21 protein-coding genes are annotated in these 21,005 nt (G+C 71.1%); 13 read left to right on the forward strand and 8 right to left on the reverse strand.

Going from position 1 to position 21,005, the window contains the following annotated elements:
* Positions 1-297: aminotransferase class I/II-fold pyridoxal phosphate-dependent enzyme (locus ACFY01_RS42275; protein WP_390741083.1), on the forward strand; the 297-nt coding region annotated here is incomplete at its 5' end.
* A 52-nt stretch (positions 298-349) separates the two neighbouring features.
* Entirely contained in the window at positions 350-775 is a 426-nt protein-coding gene (locus ACFY01_RS42280; RefSeq protein ID WP_390741084.1) for a hypothetical protein, read from the forward strand.
* A gap of 606 nt (positions 776-1,381) precedes the next feature.
* On the opposite strand, the gene ACFY01_RS42285 is transcribed toward ACFY01_RS42280, so the two are convergent.
* Positions 1,382-3,205, reverse strand: coding sequence for a phosphoenolpyruvate carboxykinase (GTP) (locus tag ACFY01_RS42285; protein ID WP_390741085.1), 1,824 nt, complete (start codon positions 3,203-3,205; stop codon positions 1,382-1,384).
* A gap of 337 nt (positions 3,206-3,542) precedes the next feature.
* Here ACFY01_RS42285 and ACFY01_RS42290 point away from each other — a divergent pair, with 337 nt between their 5' ends.
* The 4 genes from ACFY01_RS42290 to ACFY01_RS42305 all read left to right on the forward strand — a co-directional run bounded on the left by ACFY01_RS42290 (position 3,543) and on the right by ACFY01_RS42305 (position 7,440).
* Positions 3,543-4,256, forward strand: a complete 714-nt coding sequence (locus ACFY01_RS42290) for a hemolysin III family protein (RefSeq protein WP_390741086.1) — start codon at positions 3,543-3,545, stop codon at positions 4,254-4,256.
* Positions 4,257-4,366: 110 nt separating this feature from the next.
* Positions 4,367-6,037 carry a DHA2 family efflux MFS transporter permease subunit gene (locus tag ACFY01_RS42295; RefSeq protein WP_390741087.1) on the forward strand — a complete coding sequence of 557 codons (1,671 nt, stop codon included), beginning with the start codon at positions 4,367-4,369 and terminating at the stop codon, positions 6,035-6,037.
* A 2-nt stretch (positions 6,038-6,039) separates the two neighbouring features.
* Positions 6,040-6,675, forward strand: a complete 636-nt coding sequence (locus ACFY01_RS42300) for a TetR/AcrR family transcriptional regulator (RefSeq protein ID WP_390741088.1) — start codon at positions 6,040-6,042, stop codon at positions 6,673-6,675.
* Between the two features lie 33 nt (positions 6,676-6,708).
* Positions 6,709-7,440, forward strand: coding sequence for a Mut7-C RNAse domain-containing protein (locus ACFY01_RS42305; RefSeq protein WP_390741089.1), 732 nt, complete (start codon positions 6,709-6,711; stop codon positions 7,438-7,440).
* Here ACFY01_RS42305 and ACFY01_RS42310 read toward each other — a convergent pair.
* Together ACFY01_RS42310 and ACFY01_RS42315 are read right to left on the reverse strand one after the other, a co-directional pair.
* The gene (locus ACFY01_RS42310) at positions 7,437-9,539 is read right to left on the reverse strand and encodes a thioredoxin domain-containing protein (protein WP_390741090.1); all 2,103 of its coding nucleotides are present in this window, start codon (positions 9,537-9,539) and stop codon (positions 7,437-7,439) included. The genes ACFY01_RS42305 and ACFY01_RS42310 overlap by 4 nt on opposite strands.
* Entirely contained in the window at positions 9,520-10,098 is a 579-nt protein-coding gene (locus ACFY01_RS42315) for an ArsR/SmtB family transcription factor (RefSeq protein WP_390741091.1), read from the reverse strand. The genes ACFY01_RS42310 and ACFY01_RS42315 overlap by 20 nt, the downstream gene beginning before the upstream one ends.
* 98 nt (positions 10,099-10,196) lie before the next feature.
* On the opposite strand from ACFY01_RS42315, the gene ACFY01_RS42320 reads away from it, so the two are divergent.
* The gene (locus ACFY01_RS42320) at positions 10,197-10,595 is read left to right on the forward strand and encodes a hypothetical protein (RefSeq protein ID WP_390741092.1); all 399 of its coding nucleotides are present in this window, start codon (positions 10,197-10,199) and stop codon (positions 10,593-10,595) included.
* A 32-nt stretch (positions 10,596-10,627) separates the two neighbouring features.
* Positions 10,628-13,825, forward strand: a complete 3,198-nt coding sequence (locus tag ACFY01_RS42325; protein WP_390741093.1) for a tetratricopeptide repeat protein — start codon at positions 10,628-10,630, stop codon at positions 13,823-13,825.
* A 6-nt stretch (positions 13,826-13,831) separates the two neighbouring features.
* Here the strand turns inward: ACFY01_RS42325 and ACFY01_RS42330 are convergent, their stop codons facing one another.
* The gene (locus tag ACFY01_RS42330; protein WP_390741094.1) at positions 13,832-14,065 is read right to left on the reverse strand and encodes a hypothetical protein; all 234 of its coding nucleotides are present in this window, start codon (positions 14,063-14,065) and stop codon (positions 13,832-13,834) included.
* Between the two features lies 1 nt (position 14,066).
* Positions 14,067-14,948 carry a mycothiol conjugate amidase Mca gene (mca, locus tag ACFY01_RS42335; RefSeq protein WP_390741095.1) on the reverse strand — a complete coding sequence of 294 codons (882 nt, stop codon included), beginning with the start codon at positions 14,946-14,948 and terminating at the stop codon, positions 14,067-14,069.
* Positions 14,949-15,049: 101 nt separating this feature from the next.
* Here mca and ACFY01_RS42340 point away from each other — a divergent pair, with 101 nt between their 5' ends.
* Positions 15,050-15,448: a DUF4307 domain-containing protein gene (locus ACFY01_RS42340; protein WP_390741096.1), complete on the forward strand. Its 399-nt coding sequence runs from the start codon at positions 15,050-15,052 to the stop codon at positions 15,446-15,448.
* Between the two features lie 169 nt (positions 15,449-15,617).
* A complete protein-coding gene (gene greA / locus ACFY01_RS42345) occupies positions 15,618-16,118 on the forward strand; it encodes a transcription elongation factor GreA (RefSeq protein WP_390741097.1) in 501 nt (166 codons plus the stop codon).
* Positions 16,119-16,203: 85 nt separating this feature from the next.
* Here greA and ACFY01_RS42350 read toward each other — a convergent pair whose 3' ends face one another.
* The 3 genes from ACFY01_RS42350 to ilvA all read right to left on the reverse strand — a co-directional run bounded on the left by ACFY01_RS42350 (position 16,204) and on the right by ilvA (position 19,451).
* Complete coding sequence (locus ACFY01_RS42350) at positions 16,204-17,061, reverse strand: ABC transporter permease (protein WP_390741098.1); 858 nt, start codon at positions 17,059-17,061, stop codon at positions 16,204-16,206.
* A complete protein-coding gene (locus tag ACFY01_RS42355; RefSeq protein ID WP_390741099.1) occupies positions 17,058-18,083 on the reverse strand; it encodes an ATP-binding cassette domain-containing protein in 1,026 nt (341 codons plus the stop codon). The genes ACFY01_RS42350 and ACFY01_RS42355 overlap by 4 nt, the downstream gene beginning before the upstream one ends.
* 138 nt (positions 18,084-18,221) lie before the next feature.
* The gene (ilvA, locus tag ACFY01_RS42360) at positions 18,222-19,451 is read right to left on the reverse strand and encodes a threonine ammonia-lyase (protein WP_390741100.1); all 1,230 of its coding nucleotides are present in this window, start codon (positions 19,449-19,451) and stop codon (positions 18,222-18,224) included.
* A 163-nt stretch (positions 19,452-19,614) separates the two neighbouring features.
* On the opposite strand from ilvA, the gene ACFY01_RS42365 reads away from it, so the two are divergent.
* From ACFY01_RS42365 to ACFY01_RS42375, 3 genes are all read left to right on the forward strand, one after another.
* Positions 19,615-20,121, forward strand: coding sequence for a MarR family winged helix-turn-helix transcriptional regulator (locus tag ACFY01_RS42365; protein ID WP_390741101.1), 507 nt, complete (start codon positions 19,615-19,617; stop codon positions 20,119-20,121).
* 113 nt (positions 20,122-20,234) lie between these two features.
* Positions 20,235-20,738, forward strand: a complete 504-nt coding sequence (locus ACFY01_RS42370; protein ID WP_390741102.1) for a sigma factor-like helix-turn-helix DNA-binding protein — start codon at positions 20,235-20,237, stop codon at positions 20,736-20,738.
* The gene (locus ACFY01_RS42375; RefSeq protein WP_390741103.1) at positions 20,735-20,983 is read left to right on the forward strand and encodes a hypothetical protein; all 249 of its coding nucleotides are present in this window, start codon (positions 20,735-20,737) and stop codon (positions 20,981-20,983) included. The genes ACFY01_RS42370 and ACFY01_RS42375 overlap by 4 nt, the downstream gene beginning before the upstream one ends.
* Positions 20,984-21,005: the final 22 nt, after the last annotated feature.

Genomic DNA, 21,005 nt, shown 5'->3' on the forward strand with positions numbered 1-21,005 from the left:
GAGCAGGTGGACACCGCCTACGACCTGCTCACCCAGATCCCGGGCGTGACGTGCGTACGGCCGAAGGGGGCGCTGTACCTCTTCCCGCGGCTGGATCCACAGGTCTTCAAGATCAAGGACGACCGGCGGATGGTCCTGGACCTGCTGCGCCAGGAGAAGATCATGGTGGTCCAGGGGACCGGCTTCAACTGGCCCGAGCCGGACCACTTCCGGGTGGTGACCCTGCCGTCGGTGGGCGATCTGCGGGACGCGGTGACCCGGATCGGAACCTTCCTCGATGGCTACAGCCAACTTTAGACGAAATCTAAGCTAGGATGGCTTCCTGTCAGAGCACAGGAGGCCATCTCCCATGTACGAGCCGATCCGCACCGGGCCTTCCCGCAGGTCCGTCCCCAGCAGCACGATGGCCGGCAGCACCTCGAACTTCCCCCACCGGTCGCGCGAGGAGGAGCTGGACATCCAGCTCGCCGGCCACCTCGCGGCGCTCCTCGCGGTCACGGACGAACTGCGCGCGCTGGCCCCCTCGGCCGACCTGGACACGGCGGCCGAACGGCTCGCCGCGCAGGTGTCGCGCCTGCGGGGCGGTCGCGGTCCGCTCCGCGCGTCCACGCCTCCCGCGGGTGAGCCGTCGGCGCTCCACCAGCGGGCCCACGCCCTCGCGGGCCGCGCCCTCGTCGTCGCCGCCTCCCGCGCCGACACGGCGGCGGCGATCCTCGCGGCCGAGCGGATGGACGCCCACGCGGCGGCCCAGGAACCGATCAGCGCCGCCCACTGACCCCCCGGGGTCCCTCGACGGCCCCGGTCCGCGTGCACCCGCAGCGACGCGCGGACCGGGAGCCACAGCACTGCGTTGGCTTCGGCGGTGTTTCTGGTTGGCGGTGTGTTCATCCGCGGCCAGGCCTGCTGCCGTGGCCGGGCGATGTGCAGACCGCCGGTCAACGCCGTTGCGGCTTGGCGCCGTTGCGGCGGATTCAGGAACGGCGGGTTCAAGGGTGCGGCGGATCCAGGGGTGCGGCGGATCCAGGGCGGCGGGTTCGACAGGTAACGCGGGTTCAAGGGATACGGCGGGTTCAAGGTGCCGCCGAGCCCAGGTTGCCGCGAGCAGAGCCATCAGCTGCCCTTTGAGACCACCACCACCTCGAACCGCCCACCACCTCGAACCGCCCGCCACCTCGAACCCGCCGCACCCCTTGATCCGCCGCAATTTCGAATCCGCCACAACGGCGCTCAGCCACGGCGGCGGTTTCCGGCGGTGCCGGATACCGCGAGCAACCCCGAGCCCACTGCCACCCCCGCCCAAGGCACGCACGCCGAAGGGCCGGGCCCACAACACACCTGTTGCGAATCCGGCCCCCAGCGGAGCGCACCGCGGAGCGTCACGTCAGCCCAGGCGGGCCACCAGGGCGTGGTACTGGTCCCACAGCTCCTTCGGGGTGTGGTCGCCGAAGGTGCCCAGGTGTTCGGGGATAAGGCCCGCCTCCTCGCGCCAGACCTCCTTGTCGACCTTGAGCAGGAAGTCGAGGTCGGAGTCGGCGAGGTCGAGGCCGTCGGTGTCGAGGGCCTCCCGGGTCGGCAGCACGCCGATCGGGGTCTCGACGCCTTCCGCCTTGCCGTCCAGGCGCTCCACGATCCACTTCAGGACGCGGCTGTTCTCACCGAAGCCGGGCCAGACGAACTTGCCCTCGTCGTTCTTGCGGAACCAGTTGACGTAGTAGATCTTCGGCAGCTTGGACTGGTCCTTGTCCTTGGCCACGTCGACCCAGTGGGCCATGTAGTCGCCCATGTTGTAGCCGCAGAACGGCAGCATCGCGAACGGGTCGCGGCGCAGTTCGCCCACCTTGCCCTCGGCGGCGGCGGTCTTCTCGGAGGCCACGTTGGCGCCGAGGAAGACGCCGTGGTTCCAGTCGAAGGACTCCGTCACCAGCGGCACCGCCGACGCCCGGCGGCCGCCGAACAGGATCGCCGAGATCGGCACGCCCTTGGGGTCCTCCCACTCCGGCGCGATGATCGGGCACTGCGAGGCCGGGACGGTGAAGCGGGCGTTGGGGTGGGCGGCCGGGGTGTCGGACGCCGGGGTCCAGTCGTTGCCCTTCCAGTCCGTCAGGTGGGCGGGCTGCTCCTCGGTCATGCCCTCCCACCAGATGTCGTCGTCGTCGGTGAGGGCGACGTTGGTGAAGACCGCGTTGCCCCACAGCGTCTTCATCGCGTTGGCGTTGGTGTGCTCACCGGTGCCGGGCGCGACGCCGAAGAAACCGGCCTCGGGGTTGATCGCGTAGAGCCGGCCGTCCTCGCCGAACCGCATCCAGGCGATGTCGTCGCCGATCGTCTCCACCGTCCAGCCGGAGATCGTCGGCTCCAGCATGGCGAGGTTGGTCTTGCCGCAGGCGGAGGGGAAGGCCGCGGCGACGTACTTCGACTCGCCCTGCGGCGGGGTGAGCTTGAGGATCAGCATGTGCTCGGCCAGCCAGCCCTCGTCGCGCGCCATGACGGAGGCGATGCGCAGGGCGTAGCACTTCTTGCCGAGCAGGGCGTTGCCGCCGTAGCCGGAGCCGTAGGACCAGATCTCGCGGCTCTCGGGGAAGTGCGAGATGTACTTGGTCGAGTTGCACGGCCAGGGCACGTCCTCCTGGCCGGGCTCCAGCGGGGCGCCGAGGGTGTGGACGGCCTTGACGAAGAAGCCGTCGTCGCCGAGTTCGTCCAGGACCTGCTGCCCCATGCGCGTCATCGTGCGCATCGACACGGCGACGTACGCCGAGTCCGTGATCTCCACGCCGAGCGCGGACAGCGGCGAGCCGAGCGGGCCCATGCAGAACGGCACGACGTACATCGTGCGGCCCCGCATCGAGCCGCGGAACAGGCCGTTCTCCCCCTGGAAGATGTCCCGCATCTCCGCGGGCGCCTTCCAGTGGTTGGTCGGACCCGCGTCCTCCTCCTTCTCGGAGCAGATGAAGGTCCGGTCCTCGACCCGGGCGACATCGGTCGGGTCCGAGGCGGCGTAGTAGGAGTGGGGGCGCTTGACGGGGTCGAGTTTCTTGAAGGTCCCCTTGGCGACGAGCTCCTCGCTCAGCCGCTGGTACTCGGCCTCGGATCCGTCACACCAGACCACGTTGTCCGGCTGCGTCAGTTCGGCGATCTCGTTCACCCACGAGATCAGTTCCTGGTGCTTGGTGGGGATGACGGGGGGAGCCGCGATGTCGCGCGCCACGATTGCTCCTAAATGAGGGATTTTGTCCTTTTAGGCCCCGTGGGGGCTGCGGCCCGGACGCTTCGTAGCCGCTCATCCGGTGCCGACCGCACTCATTTGATCATCCGATGCTACTGCGCATCTGTCCAGAGCGCCTCACAAGTGAGCGACGTGAGGAACACCACGGTTAGCCGCACCCTTCCGGGATAACTCCGGGATCCTTTGCGTGCACGTTGGGTTCGCCTGAGAGACTTTTTGCGTCGCGGCCCCGGATCGCCCGTGAGAGGATGGACACTCCCGGCCGGTCATCGACCGGGACTCTGCCGTAACTTACGGTTCCGTAGATACGATGCCGGTCATGACTGCGTCCGTCCCCGACGCGCCCACGGACAGGCCGGCCGCCGGCCGCGGTCCCGTCGCGCTCTCCCTGCCGCACCCGGTCAAGCCCAAGCTCCGCGGCTGGCTGCATCTGGGCATGTTTCCGGCCGTGCTCATCGCGGGCCTGGTACTCACCGCCCTCGCCGACTCCACCCGTGGCCGCATCGCCTGCGGGATCTACGTACTGACCGCCTGCCTGCTGTTCGGCGTCAGCGCGCTGTACCACCGGGGCGACTGGAGCCCGCGCATGGACGGCATCCTGCGCAGACTCGATCACGCCAACATCTTCCTGATCATCGCGGGCACCTACACCCCGCTGACCATGCTGCTCCTGCCCGGCGGCAAGGGGCAGTGGCTGCTATGGAGCGTCTGGGCGGCCGCCGCCGCGGGCATCGTCTTCCGCGTCTTCTGGGTCGGCGCCCCGCGCTGGCTCTACACCCCCTGCTACATCGCGATGGGCTGGGCGGCCGTCTTCTTCCTGCCCGACTTCCTGCGCACCGGGGGCATCGCCGTCCTGGTCCTGGTGGTCGTCGGCGGCCTGCTCTACAGCGCGGGCGGCGTGATCTACGGGATCAAGCGGCCCAACCCGTCACCGCGCTGGTTCGGCTTCCACGAGGTGTTCCACTCCCTCACCCTCGCCGCCTTCGTCGTCCACTACGTGGGCATCTCTTTGGTGGCATACACACACCGCTGAAGCTCCACTCCGCACAGTGGCCACGGCTCGCGAGAGCCGTGGCCATTTTTCATGCCATGACACTCGCTGGTTATTGACGGAGACCTGGATTTGAGAGCTACTCTCATTTCATGGCTACTATCACGAACATCGAAGAGACGCGGCGTGACCCCCGCCGCTGGTGGGCCCTCGGAGCCCTGGTCGCGAGCATGCTGGTGCTCGGCTTCGACATGACGATCCTCAATGTGGCGCTGCCGACCATGGCGGAGCAGCTCGGGGCCAGCACCGGCGAACAGCAGTGGATGGCGGACGCGTACGTCATCGTCTTCGCGGCGCTGATGCTCCCCGCCGGACTCCTCGGCGACCGCTTCGGCCGCCGCCGGATGCTCATCGCCGGCCTCGGCGTCTTCCTGGCGGGCTCGCTGGTCGGCTCGCTGGCCGAGGACGTGAACTGGGTGATCGCCGCCCGCGCCTTCATGGGCATCGGCGGCGCCCTGATCACCCCGCTCGCGCTGTCCATCCTGCCCTCGCTGTTCGGGCCGGACGAGCGCACCAAGGCCGTCGGCGTCATCTCCGCCGCCTCCGCGCTCGGCATGCCGCTGGGCCCGATCATCGGCGGCTGGCTGCTGAACCACTTCTGGTGGGGCTCGGTGTTCCTGATCAACGTGCCCATGGTCGGCATCGGCGTCGCGGCCTGCGTCTTCCTGCTCCCCGAGACCCGCGACCCGGCCTCCCCCAAGGTCGACGTGCTCTCCACCGCGCTCACCGCGGCCGGCCTCGGCACCCTCATCTACGCGATCATCGAAGCGCCCGACCGCGGCTGGGGCGACCCGCTGGTCGCCGGGATGTTCGCCGCCGCCGCAGTGCTCCTGACCGGACTGGTGCTGCGTGAGCGCCGGATGACCCGGCCCATGCTCGACATGACGCTGCTCGGCCAGCGCGGCTTCCTGCTCAACACCATCGCCGCGACCCTGGTGATGTTCGTCCTGTCCGGCCTGATGTTCGTACTGCCGCCGTACCTCCAGGCCGTCCTCGGGCACGACGCCTTCGGCACCGGCCTCAGGCTGCTGCCGATGATGGGCGGGCTGATGGTCGCCGCGAAGGGCGCACAGCCGGTCGTCGCCCGGTTCGGGGCGCGGGCCGTGGTCAGCGCGGGCCTGGTGGTGCTCGCCTTCGCCGCACTGCTCGGCAGCCGTACGAGCGTGGACTCCGGCTACGGCTTCACCGCGCTGTGGCTGTCGATCGCCGGTCTCGGCTTCGGCTTCTCGGTGGTGCCCGCGATGGACGGGGCGCTGGCGGCCCTGCCCCCCGACCGGGCCGGCAGCGGCTCGGGACTGCTGATGACGCTGCGCCAGGTCGGCGGCGCGATCGGTATCGCCCTGCTGGGCAGCCTGCTGGCGAGCGTCTTCCGCGACCGGCTGGACGTCACCGGGCTGCCCGGCGAGGCCGCGCACACCGCCGGTGAGTCGGTGGTCGCCGCGCACATCGTCGCCGAGAAGGCGCAGTCGGCCCACCTGGCGGCTTCCGCGAACGGCGCCTACGTACACGGCATGGGCCTGGTCCTGCTGGTCTGCGGCATCGCCTCCCTGGTCACCGCACTGCTCGCCGGAGCGTTCCTGCCCACCGCGCCGAGCGCCGACGGCAAGCGTCCCGCTCCGGCCACGCCCGGCGAGGCCGCCGCGACGGCCGAGCTCGGCGAGCTTCCCGCGCAGCTCCCAGCACCCGCCCCGGAGGGACCCGCGACCGCCGCGGAGCCCCCGGCGTCCGCCCCGGGCGTGGCGGCCTCCGAGCTGGAGGCCTGACAATGGCCAGCATGACGGCACGCACCTCCTCCCCGGCGGACCGCCCGCAGCTGAGCCTGCGGGAGCGGAAGAAGATCAAGACCCGTGAGGCGATCCGCACGGCGACGTACGCCCTGGTCGAGGAGCAGGGCTACGAGGCCACCACGATCGAGCAGATCGCCGACCGGGCCGAGGTCTCGCCGTCAACCGTCTTCCGGTACTTCCCGACCAAGGAGGACATCGTCCTCACGGACGAGTACGACCCGGTCCTCCTCGAGGAACTGCGCGCCCGGCCCACAGACGAACCGTGGGCCGAATCCCTGCGGCACGTGATGCGCGAGGCCGTCGCCGCCGGAATGCAGGACGACCCCGAGGTGGCCCGGCTGCGGGCCCGCCTCGGGGTCGAGGTGCCTGCGGTCCGCTCCCGGATGATGGAGAGCATGTCGGCCACCGGCCGGCTGCTCCGTGAGGCGATAGCGGACCGCGCCGGCCTGGCACCCGACTCCCTGGAGGTCCGGGTCCGGGCGATGTCCCTCGTCGGAGGGCTGATGGAGGTCTCCATGTACTGGGCGGAGAACGGCTACCAGGGAGACCTCCGCGACCTCGTGGACCGCGCCCTGGACGTCATGGAACGCGGCCTGCCCACCGAAAACCGCTGAGGCCCGGCCCCCTCCCCGTGCGATCCTGACCAGGTGAACGGTCCCGAGATCCACGTCGAAGTCGCCCCCGAGCTGCGGCTGTTCGTGCCGCACGCCAGGCGTCTCGGCGCCACCCCGCTGCCCACCGACGGCGTCTCGACCCTCGGCCACGTCGTGGAGTCCCTCGGCGTCCCGCTGACCGAGGTCGGCGCGCTCGTCGTCGACGGCCGCGAGGTGCCCGCCTCACACGTCCCGGCGGCCGGCGAGCGGGTGGACGTACGGGCGGTGCAGCGCCCCCAGCTCGTCCCCGGCGCTCCCCTGCGTTTCCTCCTGGACGTCCATCTCGGCACCCTCGCCCGCCGGCTGCGCCTGCTCGGCGTGGACACGGCGTACGAGTCGACGGACATCGGCGACCCGGCGCTGGCCGCCCGCTCGGCGGCCGAGCAGCGGGTCATGCTCAGCCGCGACCGGGGCCTGCTGCGCCGCCGCGAACTGTGGGCGGGCGCATACGTCTACAGCACCCGCCCCGACGACCAGCTCCGCGACGTCCTCGGCCGCTTCCACCCCGACCTGCGCCCCTGGACCCGCTGCACCGCGTGCAACGGCGTGCTGCGCGACGCCACGAAGGAGGAGGTCGCCGACCAGCTCAAGCACGGCACCCAGCGCTCGTACGACGTCTTCGCCCAGTGCGCCGAGTGCGGTCGCGCCTACTGGAAGGGCGCGCACCACGACCAGTTGGAGGCCATCGTGGAGCGCGCCCTCGCGGAGTTCACGGACCGGGACTAGCCACTGGTCCCGCTCGAGCGGCTCAGGGCGGCGCGCAGGCGCTCCGGGTCGGTCGTCGGGGCGTCGCAGGTGAAGTTGCGGCAGACGTACACCGCCGGTTCGCCGTCCACGAGGGGGCGGTCGGCGAGGAGCGGGAACTCGTCACCGTCCACGGTGCCGACGGCGACGACCGCGCCCGGGGCGGTGCCCAGAAGTGCCGTACGGTGCAGGGTCCTTGTGGCCGGGTCGTCGAGCGAGGGGCCGACGACGGCGACCTCCCGAGGCCCGTCGAGGAGGGCCTCCGCGGCGGCCAGTCCCCACCCGATGAACCGCGGCACACGCGGGCCGAGCGTCTTCACGACGCCCAACGCCTTCTCGGCCGCGGCCCGATGGGCCTCGGAACCCGTGTGGGCGGCATAGCCCAGCAGGGCGGCCGCGGCGGCCGTCCAGCCGGACGGGGCGGCGTTGTCGGTGGGGTCCTGCGGACGGCGGATCAGCGTCTCGGCGTCGGCCGCGGTGTCATAGAGGGCGCCGCTCTCCGGGTCGGCGAAGCGGGTGAGCACATGGCCGAGGAGCAGCCCGGCGAATTCCAGCCACACCCCCTCGCCGGTCACGGACGCCAGTGCCAGGAACCCCTCGGCGACGTCGGCGTAGTCCTCCAGCACACCGGCGTTGGCACCGGCCCGGCCGTCGCGGCTGGTGCGGGCCAGACGGGCGTGCTCGTCGAGATGCAGCCGGACGAGGAGATCGGCGGCGCCGACCGCGGCCTCGACCAGGTCGGGGCGGTCGAAGTAGGCGCCGGTCTCGGCGAGGGCGGCGATCGCGAGGCCGTTCCAGGCGGCGACCACCTTGTCGTCGCGGCCCGGGGCGGGGCGCTCGCCGCGCACCCGCAACAGGCGCTCGCGGACGGACTCGACCCTGTCGGCGTCGAACACGCCGTCCTGCTGCGGGAGTTGCAGGACCGACTGCCCGTGCTCGAAGGTGCCCTCCTCGGTCACGCCGAAGTACCGGGCGGCGAGTTCGGCGTCCTCGGGGCCGAGCGCGTCCGTCAGCTGCCGCGGCGTCCACACGTAGTAAGCGCCCTCGACGTGCCGGCCCGAACCGCCCTCCCGTCTCCCACCACCGCCCTTCTGAGGACGCGCTTCGCGCGGGACCTCCTCTTCGCTGTCGGCGTCCAGCGCGGACGCGAACCCGCCCTCGGCCGTGCGCAGTTCGCGGACCATGAAGTCGGCGGTCTCCAGAGCGACCCGGCGGGCGAGCTCCGAGCCCGTGGCCCGCCACAGATGGGCGTACACCCGGCAGAGCAGGGCGTTGTCGTACAGCATCTTCTCGAAGTGCGGCACGGTCCAGTCGCGGTCGACGGAGTAGCGGGCGAAGCCGCCGCCGAGCTGGTCGTAGATCCCGCCGCGCGCCATGCGCTCGCAGGTGTCCCGGGCCATCTGGAGGGCGCCCTCGGCGCCGGTGCGGGCGTGGTGGCGCAGCAGGAACTCGAGGACCATCGACGGCGGGAACTTGGGCGCACCGCCGAACCCGCCGCGCTGCGGGTCGTACTCGCGGGTGAGGCCGAGGAGTGCCTGGGCGAGTTCCTCCTCGCCGGGGACCTGCGCGGTCTGGTAGCCGATCTCCCGCTGCGAGAGGTCCCGCACGATCTTCCCGGCGACCTCGGTCACCTCGTCGTTGCGCTCGCTCCAGGCGTGCCGGACGCCTTCCAGCACCTGCCGGAAGGAGGGCATGCCGTGCCGGGGGGCGGGCGGGAAGTAGGTGCCGAAGTAGAAGGGCTCGGCGTCCGGTGTGAGGAAGACCGTCATGGGCCAGCCGCCCTGGCCGGTGGCCGCCTGGACGGCCTCCATGTAGACGGCGTCGACGTCGGGGCGCTCCTCGCGGTCGACCTTGACGCTGACGAAGTGGTCGTTGAGGTAGTCGGCGGTGGCCTGGTCCTCGAAGCTCTCCGACGCCATGACATGGCACCAGTGGCAGCTGCTGTACCCGACGCTGAGCAGCACGGGTCTGCCGGTCGCACGGGCCTCTTCGAAGGCCTCGGCCGACCAGGGCCACCAGTCGACGGGGTTGTCGGCGTGCTGGAGCAGGTACGGGGACGTCTCATGGGCCAGTCGGTTCACCGTTCCACTCTCCCACGGCGTCGGGGGCGGCGTAGAAGCGCAGGTTCACCCGGCGCGCCCCCTCCGGGACGTCCTCGTCGGAGTGGCCGTAGCGGTCGAGGAGTTCCTGGTAGTCGCGGACGAAGGCGTGCAGGTCCTCCTTGGTCATCCAGGTGCCGGTGCGCTGCACCTGGGCCCAGCCCTGCGGTCCCCGGTACTCCTCGTGGGCGCGGCGGAACAGTCTGGTGTCGACCTCGATCCTGAGCAGGGCGAGGTGCTCGGCGGCCGCGTACTCCTCGGGGGACATCGTGGCCGGGTCGGGCGTGGTGTGGCTGAAGGGCAGGGCCCGCCACCAGCGTTCGCGGCCGCCGGACTTCTCCGGGATCTCCTCGATGAGCCGCTGCTCGGCGAGTTTGCGCAGGTGGTAGCTGGTGGTGCCGGAACTCTCGCCGAGTTCGCGGGCGAGCACGGTGGAGTTCGCCTCGCCGTGCCGGCCGAGGTAGTCGAGGATCCGGCGGCGCAGGGGGTTGCCGAGGGACTTGTACAGAGCGGTGCGCTCAAGGCTGGTCATCTCGGTCATGCCGTCACGGTATCCCTATCCCTGAGACATCCCTGAGCCGTCCCTGACTTTCGCAGAATTTTCTTTGCAGAATTTTCTCTGCGGTCTAGTGTGGGGGCATGCGATCGAAACGGATCCTGACCCTGCTCGGCGTGGCCGCGGCCCTGCTGGTGCCGTGGATGGTGGTGCTCGGCCTGACCCTCCCGGCGAGCACCGAGGTCCGGCACTGGTCCCTCGCCTGGATCGGCCTCGACGTCTTCATGGCCACGGGCTGCGCCGCCACCGCGTTCCTGGGTCTGCGCGGTGACGCCCGAGCCCGCCTCACCGCCTCCGCGACGGCCGCCGTCGCGGTCCTCGACGCCTGGTTCGACATAACCACGGCGCCTTCGGGTGCCGCCCTGTTCCAGGCCGCCGCCTGCGCGGTGGCGGAGGCCGCGCTCGCCACCGCCTGCGTGCTTCTGGCGCTGCGTGATCGTCGGCCCTCTCGCGCTCCCGGCTCCCCCGAAGGACACTCATAGGCAAAGGAGTTGCCGCCGGAGGGGGACGGGACATGCGGGACGGCCATCGGGCGGAGGCCGAGCGGCTGGTGGCGCGGGCCGTGGAGGAGGAGGTACGGCGCTCGGGCGGACGGATCGACGGGCAGGTACTGCTCTCGCGGGCACGCGGCGCGCTGGACTCGATCTCCAGGACGGCCGCCGAGGAGTACGAGGCGTACACGCGCGCCCTCGACGAGGGGGAGGCGGGACGGCTCACCTTCGGCCAGCGCTACGCGCGCGAGGGCGCCGGTACTCCCCTGCTGGTGGCGGGAGTCGCGGCGGTCGCGGCCACCGTGGCCGACCTGTCGCTGGGCACCGGCGCGGCGACCGCGCTCGGCGCGGGTGTCGCCGTCGGCGTCGTGGGCGCGGCGGCCACCGTCGTGAAGGTCGCCGGCTCCCATCTGCCCGCGGCCCACCACCGGGCCGGCGCGGCCGGCCAGCCGGGCGGCCCGGAACAGCTGCGTCTGCAGTGGCTGACCGCGCTGGAGGTACGGGGCATCCGTCCCTTCCTCGACCAGCAGCGGGTGCTCAGCGCCTCCACGGGTTCGAAGAAGAACGGGCCCCAGCTGCGCGGCGCGGACAAGAGCGCGGCGGCCCGCAGGCGCACGGTGCTCGAGCAGTCCTTCGCGCAACTACCGGACGCCGAGGGCCCGTTCGCGGGGCGGCGGAAGGAGATGGCGCGGATCAGGCAGTGGGTGCAGTCCGCCCGGGCGACGACCGAGACGCGGCCGACGGTGGTCGTCCTGTACGGGGCTCCCGGCGCGGGCCGGACGACCCTCGCGGTCCGTGCCACGCACGACCTGAAGGACCACTTCCGCGGCGCGGTCGTCGTCGACCTGCGCGGCGACAGCCAGGAGCCGCCGCTGTCCACCCGGGACGCGCTGCTGCATCTGCTCAACCGGCTCGGCGCCCCCCGCGAACAGCTGCTGTTCCGCGAGCGGTCCTCCCCCGACCAGCAGGTCAAACGGCTGAGCGAGCTCTACCACCAGCAGCTGACCGGCCTGCCGGTGACGATCGTGCTGGACGACGCCTCGAACGCCGAGCAGGTCCGCGCCCTCGTCCCCGACCGCTCCGACAGCCTGGTGCTGGTCACCGCGCGCAAACCTCTCGACCTGCCGGCGGACCTGCTGGCGTGGGTGCACCAGCTCCCGGTCGAGCCCCTGGAGGCGGCGGGCGCGGACGAACTGCTGGAGGCGGCCGCGCAGGACGCCTCGGGGCCTTACGACGCCCAGTCCAGCGACCGGATCCGGGAGCTGTGCGGCGGCCTGCCGCTGGCGCTGCGCGTCGCGGGTTCCTGCCTGGGCCCGCGATCGGCCCCTCAGCTGGCCTCGGACCTGGCGGCATACGGCCCGGTCGAGCCGGTGGAGCGCGTGCTGTGGCTGCGCTACACCGACCAGCCGGAACCGGCCCGGCGGCTGCTGAGAAGGCTGGCGCTGGCCGGCCGCGCCTCCCTCGGCGCCGCGGCGGCGGCCGCGCTGCTCGCCACCGACGAGCCCGAAGCCGGCCGTCACCTCGCCGCCCTCGCCCGGGCCGGCCTGATCGACCACGTCCGCGGCAACCGCTACCGGCTGCACGACCTGGTGCGTGCCTTCGCCCACGCCCGTCTGCTGGACGAGGAGGACCCGGCCGAGCGGACGGCCGCGCAGGAACGCCTGATCGTGAACTACGCGGAACTCGCCGACTCCGTGCTCCGCCTGGTCGACGGCAACATGTCGACCCGCTCGGACCGCTTCGGGCCGCACGGCTTCACCTCCCTCGACGAGGCGCTGCGCTGGCTGGACGACGAGTCGAGCTTCATCACCGCGGCGCTGCGCCATGCGGAGGGCGTGAACCAGTCGGCGGTGCTGAACCTGCTCGGCGCCCTGTGCGACTACTGCCTGCTGCGCGGCGACCTCTACCGCCTCGGCGAGATCAGCGAGCTCGCCCAGGCTGTGGACCAGGGCCTGCTGGTGCGCTCCGTGCAGTGGCGCACCGGTATCGCGGCCCGTCAGCTCGGCGAGCTGGACAAGGCACGCACCACCCTGACGTCAGTGGTCGACCTCTATCTGGAGGCCCATCACGACGCGGGCGCCGCCCGTGCCCTGTGCTCGCTCGGCATCACCCTGCACCACCAGGGGAACCTCACGGAGGCCGCGGCCAAGCTGGAGGAGGCCCTGGGCCTCCAGGCGGCGCCCGAGCTGGCCACGGACCGGGCCTGGACGATGCACGCGCTGGCCGCGGTGCAGCGCGACCGCGCCCGCCTGCCGGAAGCCCTGGACCTGCTGACGCGTTCCCTGGTCCTGCACCGCGAGGGCGGTTCGGTGCACGGCGAGGCCTGGGCCCACTTCCAGCTCGGCCAGCTGGCCCTGCGCATGGGCGACGTGCCACGGGCGGAGAGGGAGCTGGGAGCCGCCCTCGACCGCTACGGCCGTACCCGTGACGCCCGCGGCGAGGCCTGGGCCCTGACGCAGCTGGCCCGGGCCCGGCTGGTCGACGGCGACGCGTCCCCGGCGGAGGAGGGCCTGCGTCAGGCGGCCGCCCGGCACCGGGAGAACGAGGATGTGCGCGGCGAGGCCTGGACGGGCTTCTACCTGGGCCTGGCCCTGGAGGAGACCGGCAATCTGGACCAGGCGGTCCGGGAGCTGGAGCGCTCCCGCACGATGTTCTCGCGGATGCGGGACGTCTACGGCCTGGCCTGCGCCCGCCACCACTCGGCCCGCGTCACGCGCGACCAGCGCGCCGCCCAGACCGGCTCGCTGCGCAACTCCGGCTTCGCCCGTCAGCTCCTGGTCGACGCCCGCACCGACTTCCAGCGGATCGGCGTCGACCACGGCGAGGCCTGGACCTGCCTGGAGCTGGCGGTCGTCGACGCGGGCAACGCCCGCACCCAGCAGGCCCTCAGCCTGTGCGACGAGGCCCTCGGCCTGTTCACCGGGTACGGCGACCGCCGGGGCGAGGACTGGGCCCGCTTCCTGCGCTGCACCCTGCTGCCGTACGCGGCCCCCGGCGGGGTGGAGGTCGGCACGGCGGTGGCCCAGGAGGAACTGGCCCAGCTCGCCCGGGCCGGCCACCCGGGCCGGGACGAGAAGCTGGACGAATACGTCGGTGCGTACCAGCTGCTCCTGGAGCGGGGCGTCAGCCTGGAGGCGGGCTGGCAGGCATGGCGGCTGGGGATGGTGCCGGACCGGCATGCCCGGGAGGTGATGGGCGTCCCGGTGCCGGCCAGGCAGTGACCCCGGTCAGCCCTGGTGGGGCTTGGCGTCGGCGGGGGCGGCTTCGGACTCCCCCTTGGCGTCCGGGGCCTCCTTGAAGTCGACCTTCTGCATGTGCTTGTTCATGGACTTCATCAGGCCCCAGACGGCCACGGCCATCACCGCGAAGACGATGAAGCCGAGGACGCCGGGGGTGACCTTGTTCTCGTCGACCTCCTTGGCGAGGGGGACGAGGTGCGTCAGTGCCAGGCTCGCGCTCATGTCAGGCATTGTCGCGGATGCCCGCAAAGAGGTCGTCCTCGGGGAGGGAGGTATCGACGAGGGACTTCGCCAGCTCGTACTCCTCCGTCGGCCAGACCTCCTTCTGGACGTCCATCGGGACGCGGAACCAGCCGCCGTCCGGGTCGATCTGGGTGGCGTGCGCGATCAGCGCCTTGTCACGGATCTCGAAGAAGTCCGCGCAGGGGATGTGCGTGGTGAGCACGCGCTCCTTGCGCTCGATCTCGCTCCAGCGCTTGAGCCACTCGCCGTAGGGGGATTCCAGGCCCCGGTCGAGCATCGCCTTGTGCAGGGCCTCGGTGCGCGGGCGGTTGAAGCCCTGGTTGTAGTACAGCTTCAGCGGCTGGTACGCCGGGCCGAACTCGCTCTCCGGGTACTTCTCGGCGTCCGCCGCGCCCTCGAAGGCCACCATCGAGATCTTGTGGGTCATGATGTGGTCGGGGTGCGGGTAGCCGCCGTTCTCGTCGTAGGTGGTGATCACCTGGGGACGGAAGCGGCGGATCTGCTTGACCAGCTCACCGGCCGCCTTGTCGACGTCCTCGAGGGCGAAGCAGCCCTCGGGCAGCGGGGGCAGCGGGTCACCCTCGGGCAGGCCGGAGTCGACGAAGCCGAGCCACTCCTGCTTGACCCCGAGGATCTCGCGGGCCTCGTCCATCTCCTTCTTGCGGACCTCGTGGATGTGCTCCTCGATGTACTTGTCGCCCTGGAGCTTGGGGTTGAGGATGGAGCCCCGCTCCCCGCCGGTGCAGGTCACCACCAGCACGTCCACCCCCTCCGACACGTACTTCGCCATGGTGGCCGCGCCCTTGCTGGACTCGTCGTCGGGGTGCGCGTGGACGGCCATCAGTCGCAGTTGGTCAGTCAAGACTCAATCCTTGTAAGTCGGCGCCCCGTGTCTTCGGGTGCGATCGGCGGCTTCTATAGTGACCGAAACGGCGGGCGAATAATTCCGCGGAGAGGACGATCATGAGCACGGCGAGCACGCGGCTCCCCGAGGGCCGCTACGGCCGCTCCTCGGACGAGCGCGCGGACCGCAAGCTCAAGATCGCCGCGGTGGTCTTCGGTGCGGTCCTGCTGGCGCTGGTCGGGTACTTCGCCTACCACTACGTCGCCCAGAACGAGATCAGCGCGCAGGTGATCACCTTCGATGCCTCGGACACCGCGGTCAAGGTGCATCTCGAGGTCCACAAGGACTCCGGCGCCTCCGGCTACTGCACGCTGCGCTCCCAGGCCGCCGACGGTGCCGTGGTGGGCCGGGGGGACTTCCACTTCTCCGGATCCGCCACGCGGATCGACAAGGTGGTCACGCTCCGTACGCTGTCCAAGGGCACCACAGCCGAGTTGCTCGGGTGCCACGCCGACTGACGTCATGCGGAATACGTAGGCGCTGACCTGCGTTGACATGAATCTGGAGGCTTATGCCCTCCCCCTTCGGCACTTGAATTGTTAGGCTCGTGGTTTCGCCCTCCCATGGAGGAACATTCTTCTGGGTAGGGCGATGCTTTGTATTCCCAGTACCGACGAGGAGCACCCTGTGACCCAGACCAGCGAGAACGTCACCTGGCTGACCCAGGAGGCGTACAACAAGCTCAAGGATGAGCTTGAGTACCTTACTGGTCCTGCGCGCACGGAGATCGCCGCCAAGATCGCGGCCGCGCGCGAGGAGGGGGACCTGCGCGAGAACGGCGGGTACCACGCGGCCAAGGAGGAGCAGGGCAAGCAGGAGCTCCGCGTGCGCCAGCTGACCCAGCTGCTGGAGAACGCCCAGGTCGGCGAGGCTCCGGCCTCGACCGACGGTGCGGTGGCGCCCGGCATGGTCGTGACGATCGCCTTCGACGGTGACGAGGACGACACCATGACGTTCCTGCTCGCCTCGCGCGAGTACGCGAGCGCCGACATCGAGACGTACTCACCGCAGTCCCCGCTGGGCACCGGTGTGATCGGCCACAAGGTCGGCGAGGACGCGGAGTACGAGCTGCCCAACGGCAAGAAGGCCTCGGTGCGGATCCTCAAGGCCGAGCCCTACTCGGGCTGAGCGGCTCGGGCCCGGCCCGGCCCACGGTTTCCTGACCTGCCCCCGGCGTCCATGTGGCGCCGGGGGCCTTGTCATGCGGTCGCCCTTACGCCGTCGCCGAGCGGTACTTGCGCACCGCGAGGGTCCGGAATATGACGACGATCAGGACCGAGTAGATCAGCGAGGCCCACACCGGGTGCTGCATGGGCCAGGCGTCCGACGCCGACTTGGGTGCGTTGGCGAACAGGACGCGGGCCGCCTGGACGGTGGCGCTGAACGGGTTCCAGTCCGCGACGTGACGCAGCCACGGGGTCATGTTGCTGGTGTCGACGAACGCGTTGGAGGTGAAGGTCACCGGGAAGAGCCAGATCAGCCCGCCGGAGGTGGCCGCCTCGGGCGTGCGCACGGACAGGCCGATCAGGGCGCCGATCCAGGTGAACGCGTACCCGAGCAGGAGCAGCAGACCGAAGGCCGCCAGGACCTTGCCGGCGTTGGTGTCCCCCACCGTCCCGGTACGCCAGCCGACCAGCAGCGCGACCACGGCGAGGACGAGCAGGGTCAGTGCCGTCTGGACCAGGTCGGCGAGGGTGCGCCCGGTGAGCACCGCGCCGCGCGCCATGGGCAGCGAGCGGAAGCGGTCGATGAGGCCCTTGTGCATGTCGTCGGCGATGCCGGCGCCGGAGCTGGCGGTGGCGAAGGTGACGGTCTGCGCGAAGATGCCGGCCATGAGGAAGTTCTTGTAGGCGGTAGGGCTGGTGCTGCCGCCGATCTGCATGGAGCCGCCGAAGACGTAGGTGAACAGCACCACGAACATGATCGGCTGGATGAGCCCGAAAATCACCATTTCGGGAATCCTGGACATGCGGATCAGATTCCGCTGGGCGACGATCAGCGAGTCCCGGACGGACTGGCCGAGGGGGTTGCGGGGTGCCGCGACCGGCACGGTGTCGGTGACGGCGCTCATTTCACGTTCTCCTTGGTCTTCGCGGCACTCTTCGCGGCGGTCTTGGCGGCGCCGTTCTCCGCGCCCTTCTCCTCGTCCTTCACTTCGGCCACGTGTCCCGTCAGGGACAGGAAGACGTCGTCGAGGGTGGGACGGCGCAGCCCTATGTCGTCGATCTCGATGCCGCGGGTGTCCAGCTCGCGGATGACCTCGGCGAGCAGCTTGGCACCGCCGGTGACGGGCACCGTGAGCTTGCGGGTGTGCTCCTCGACCGTGGTGTCGCCCTTGCCGAATCCGTGCAGCACCTCCTCGGCGGTCGCGATGTGCTCGCGCTCGTGCACCACGACCTCCACGCGCTCGCCGCCGGTGCGGGCCTTGAGCTGGTCGGAGGTGCCCTTGGCGATGACGCGGCCCTGGTCGACGACCGCGATGTCATGGGCGAGGTGGTCGGCCTCTTCCAGGTACTGGGTGGTGAGCAGCAGGGTCGTCCCTCCCGAGACCAGCTGCTTGATGACCTCCCAGAGCTGCTGCCGGTTGCGCGGGTCGAGACCGGTCGTCGGCTCGTCCATGAACATCACGGGCGGGGAGACCACGAGGGCCGCCGCGAGGTCGAGCCGGCGGCGCATGCCCCCGGAGTAGGTCTTGGTGGGCCGGTCGGCGGCGTCCGTGAGGTTGAACTGCTCCAGCAGCTCCTCCGCGCGGGTCTTCGCCGCCTTGGCCCTCATCTGGTACAGCCGGCCCACCATCTGCAGGTTCTCCCGGCCGGTCAGGTATTCGTCGACGGCCGCGAACTGGCCGGAGAGGCCGATGGAACGGCGTACGGCGTCGGGGTGTTTGAGCACGTCGATGCCCGCGACGACCGCCTGGCCGCGGTCGGGGCGCAGCAGGGTCGTCAGACAGCGGACGGTCGTCGTCTTACCCGCGCCGTTCGGCCCGAGCAGTCCGAGGACCGTGCCCTCGGGGACGTCGAGGTCGACGCCGTCCAATGCCTTTACGTCGCCGAAGGTCTTCACCAGGCCTTCGGCATAGATGGCGCCTGGCATATGAGTCTCCACGTCTTCGGGGATGCTTCGTCGGGATGCATCGTCGGGATGCTTCGGAGGATCCGCGGCACAGACTAACGCGATGTATCGCGTCCCTCAATGGAAATACTCGAACGAGTGAACCCCGAGGCCACTGCCTCAGGCGATGACCGTGTAACCCGCCTCGCGCAACGCCTGGCCGACCTCGACGCAGTGCGCCGGTCCCTTCGTCTCGAGGTGCAGCTCCACCTCCGCCTCCGTGAGCCCGAGCCGGGGATCGGTCCGTACATGGCTCACGTCGAGGACGTTAGCGTCCACCACTGACAACACCCCGAGAAGCGTGGCGAGGGCGCCGGGACGGTCGGTCAGCCGCAGCCGAACGGCCAGGTAGCGGCCCTGCGCGGCCATGCCGTGCCGCAGGACGCGCTGGAGCAGCACCGGATCGACGTTGCCGCCGGAGAGCACCGCGACGACCGGCCCGGGAAAGGCCCCGGGGTCGCTCAGCAGCGCGGCGACCGGACTGGCACCGGCCGGCTCGACGACCAGCTTGGCCCGCTCCAGGCACAGCAGCAGCGCCGCGGACAGCTCGTCCTCGCTGACCGTGCGGACCTCGTCGACGAGGTCGCCGATGATGCCGAACGGCACGTCGCCGGGCCGCCCGACCTTGATGCCGTCGGCCATCGTCGCCGGGTTCTCGATCGCAACGGGCCGCCCGGCCGCGAGTGAGGGCGGATAGGCCGCCGAGCCCGCCGCCTGCACACCGACGATCCGCACCTCCGGCCGGAGCGCCTTGACCGCCACCGCGATGCCGGCCGCGAGCCCGCCGCCGCCGATGCCGACGACGATCGTGCGCACCTCCGGGCACTGCTCCAGGATCTCCAGGCCCACCGTGCCCTGCCCCGCGATGATGTCCGGGTGGTCGAAGGGGTGGATGAACACCGCGCCGGTCTCGTCCGCGTACTCCTGGGCGGCGGCCAGGGTCTCGTCGACCACCTGACCGTGCAGGCGCACCTCGGCGCCGTAGTCACGGGTGGCGCTGATCTTGGGCAGCGGTGCGCCCTTCGGCATGAACACGGTGGCGTGCACCCCGAGCAGCGCGGAGGCCAGCGCCACGCCCTGCGCGTGGTTGCCGGCGCTCGCCGCGACCACCCCGGCGGCCCGTTCCTCGGGCAGCAGCCCGGCGATCCGCACGTACGCGCCGCGCAGCTTGAACGAACCCGTCCGCTGGAGGTTCTCGCACTTCAGGTGCACCGGCGCGGAGACGAGCTGGGACAGGTGCCGGCTGCCCTCCATCGCGGTCACCCGCGCCACCCCCGACAGCATCTTCTGTGCGCCGCGCACGTCGTCGAGGGTCACGGGCAGGAAGGAGTCAGCCGTGCTGTAGCTCATGACTCCAGTCTCGCAGTTCACAGTCGTGAGCGACTGGTGTGACCAAGCTCCGAGACCGGTTTGCGCAGCGCCGGTACGGCCCACCCCCCGGCCGCGTACTCTGTCCCCCAACCCAGCACCCCCTTCATGAAGTGAGCCCCCGGCCATGCCCACAACACCTGAAATGTCGATGGACATGACGACCGTCGGTGACACCGGTCTCCTCGACACGTTGCAGCACGAGGTCGCGGTGTTCGCCCGCCGTGCCGAACAGACCCGGCTCGGCGGCGTCGGGCAGGTGCGCAACTCCATGGACCGCGCCGCATACCTGCTGCTCAACCGCCTCGACAAGGAAGGCCCGATGGGTGTCAAGGCGCTCGCCGCGAGCATGGGCATCGACTCCTCGACGGTCACCCGGCAGGTTGCTCCACTCGTGGACACCGGGCTCGTGAAGCGCACCTCGCACCCCGAGGACGGGCGCGCGGTGGTGCTCCAGCTGTCGCCGCGCGGGCTGTCCCGGCTGGAGGAAGTGCGCTCGTCCAGGCGCCAGTTGATGGCCGAGCTGACACACGACTGGGCACCGGAGGAGCGCGAGACGTTCTGCACGCTCCTGACGCGCTTCAACACCGCGCTCTCCGCGCGCATGACGGTCCAGGGCGTCCCGGGGCCGGAGACGCCGACGGCCTCCTGAGCCGCCCCGCTCAGCCCCCGGCGGCGGGTCCGCACACGCGCGTGGCGCACGACTCTTGACCGCGGGCCGCCACTGGCCTCATATGAGACCAGACGGCCCCGGGGGGAGGCGCGGTGCAAGAACGGCAGGCGTCCGGACACGCCCGCCGTGCCCGGGAGTTCGAGGCGTTCGTCGCGGGTGCGGGCGGGCGGCTGCTGCATGCCGCCACACTGCTCACGGCGGAGGCGCCGGACGACAACCCGCGCGCCCGGCACCTGCTGACGCTGGCGCTCGCGCACACGTACGCGTGCTGGGACCGGCTGCGCGGGGAGGACCCGTACGACTGCGCCCGCCAGTACCTGGCCACACGGTTCGCCCGCGGCGCCTGGCACGAGTACGGCGGCTTCGCCCGCCCCCGCCCGCACCCCCGCGGCGCCCTGGCCGTCCTCACACCCCAGGAACGCCTGATCGTCGTCCTGCGGCTGTACGAAGGAGTGGCCGAGGAACAGGTGGCGGCGCTGCTCGGGCTGTCGCTGGAGCGGGTCTGCGTCATCTGCGACCGCGCGACGGCCACCGTGCTGGACCCGCCCCGCAGGCAGCCGCCGAAGGTGGCGGGCGCCGAGGTGGCGCCGTCATGAACCGGTCCGCACGTGAGGCCACCGTGCGGCACATGATGGAGCGGACGTCGCCGCGGGTGCCGCCGGAGCTGTACGCGGACGCCGTGCGGCGCGGCGGCCGCCTGCTGCGCCGCAGGGCCGCGGCCCGCCGCCTGCTGTGGCTGCTGCTGTGCGCCGCGTGCGTCGCCTTCACCGTCTGGGCGGCGCGGGTACACCCCTGGGTGGAGCCGCCGTCCCAGACGACTCCACCGCTGACCGGCTGGTGAGCTGACCGGATGGTGAGCTGAC

The organism is Streptomyces sp. NPDC001480 (genome assembly GCF_042894725.1).
Taxonomy (GTDB): Bacteria; Actinomycetota; Actinomycetes; order Streptomycetales; family Streptomycetaceae; genus Streptomyces.

Bases quoted from the DNA above. Each gene is read 5' to 3' on its own strand.
- ACFY01_RS42320 (WP_390741092.1), top strand. From the start codon at position 10,197: ATGCGATCGAAACGGATCCTGACCCTGCTCGGCGTGGCCGCGGCCCTG.
- ACFY01_RS42325 (WP_390741093.1), top strand. From the start codon at position 10,628: ATGCGGGACGGCCATCGGGCGGAGGCCGAGCGGCTGGTGGCGCGGGCC.
- ACFY01_RS42365 (WP_390741101.1), top strand. From the start codon at position 19,615: ATGTCGATGGACATGACGACCGTCGGTGACACCGGTCTCCTCGACACG.
- ACFY01_RS42295 (WP_390741087.1), top strand. From the start codon at position 4,367: ATGGCTACTATCACGAACATCGAAGAGACGCGGCGTGACCCCCGCCGC.
- ACFY01_RS42340 (WP_390741096.1), top strand. From the start codon at position 15,050: ATGAGCACGGCGAGCACGCGGCTCCCCGAGGGCCGCTACGGCCGCTCC.
- ACFY01_RS42355 (WP_390741099.1), bottom strand. From the start codon at position 18,083: ATGCCAGGCGCCATCTATGCCGAAGGCCTGGTGAAGACCTTCGGCGAC.
- ACFY01_RS42280 (WP_390741084.1), top strand. From the start codon at position 350: ATGTACGAGCCGATCCGCACCGGGCCTTCCCGCAGGTCCGTCCCCAGC.
- ACFY01_RS42300 (WP_390741088.1), top strand. From the start codon at position 6,040: ATGGCCAGCATGACGGCACGCACCTCCTCCCCGGCGGACCGCCCGCAG.
- ACFY01_RS42315 (WP_390741091.1), bottom strand. From the start codon at position 10,098: ATGACCGAGATGACCAGCCTTGAGCGCACCGCTCTGTACAAGTCCCTC.
- ACFY01_RS42350 (WP_390741098.1), bottom strand. From the start codon at position 17,061: ATGAGCGCCGTCACCGACACCGTGCCGGTCGCGGCACCCCGCAACCCC.
- ACFY01_RS42330 (WP_390741094.1), bottom strand. From the start codon at position 14,065: ATGAGCGCGAGCCTGGCACTGACGCACCTCGTCCCCCTCGCCAAGGAG.
- ACFY01_RS42375 (WP_390741103.1), top strand. From the start codon at position 20,735: ATGAACCGGTCCGCACGTGAGGCCACCGTGCGGCACATGATGGAGCGG.
- ACFY01_RS42290 (WP_390741086.1), top strand. From the start codon at position 3,543: ATGACTGCGTCCGTCCCCGACGCGCCCACGGACAGGCCGGCCGCCGGC.
- ilvA (WP_390741100.1), bottom strand. From the start codon at position 19,451: ATGAGCTACAGCACGGCTGACTCCTTCCTGCCCGTGACCCTCGACGAC.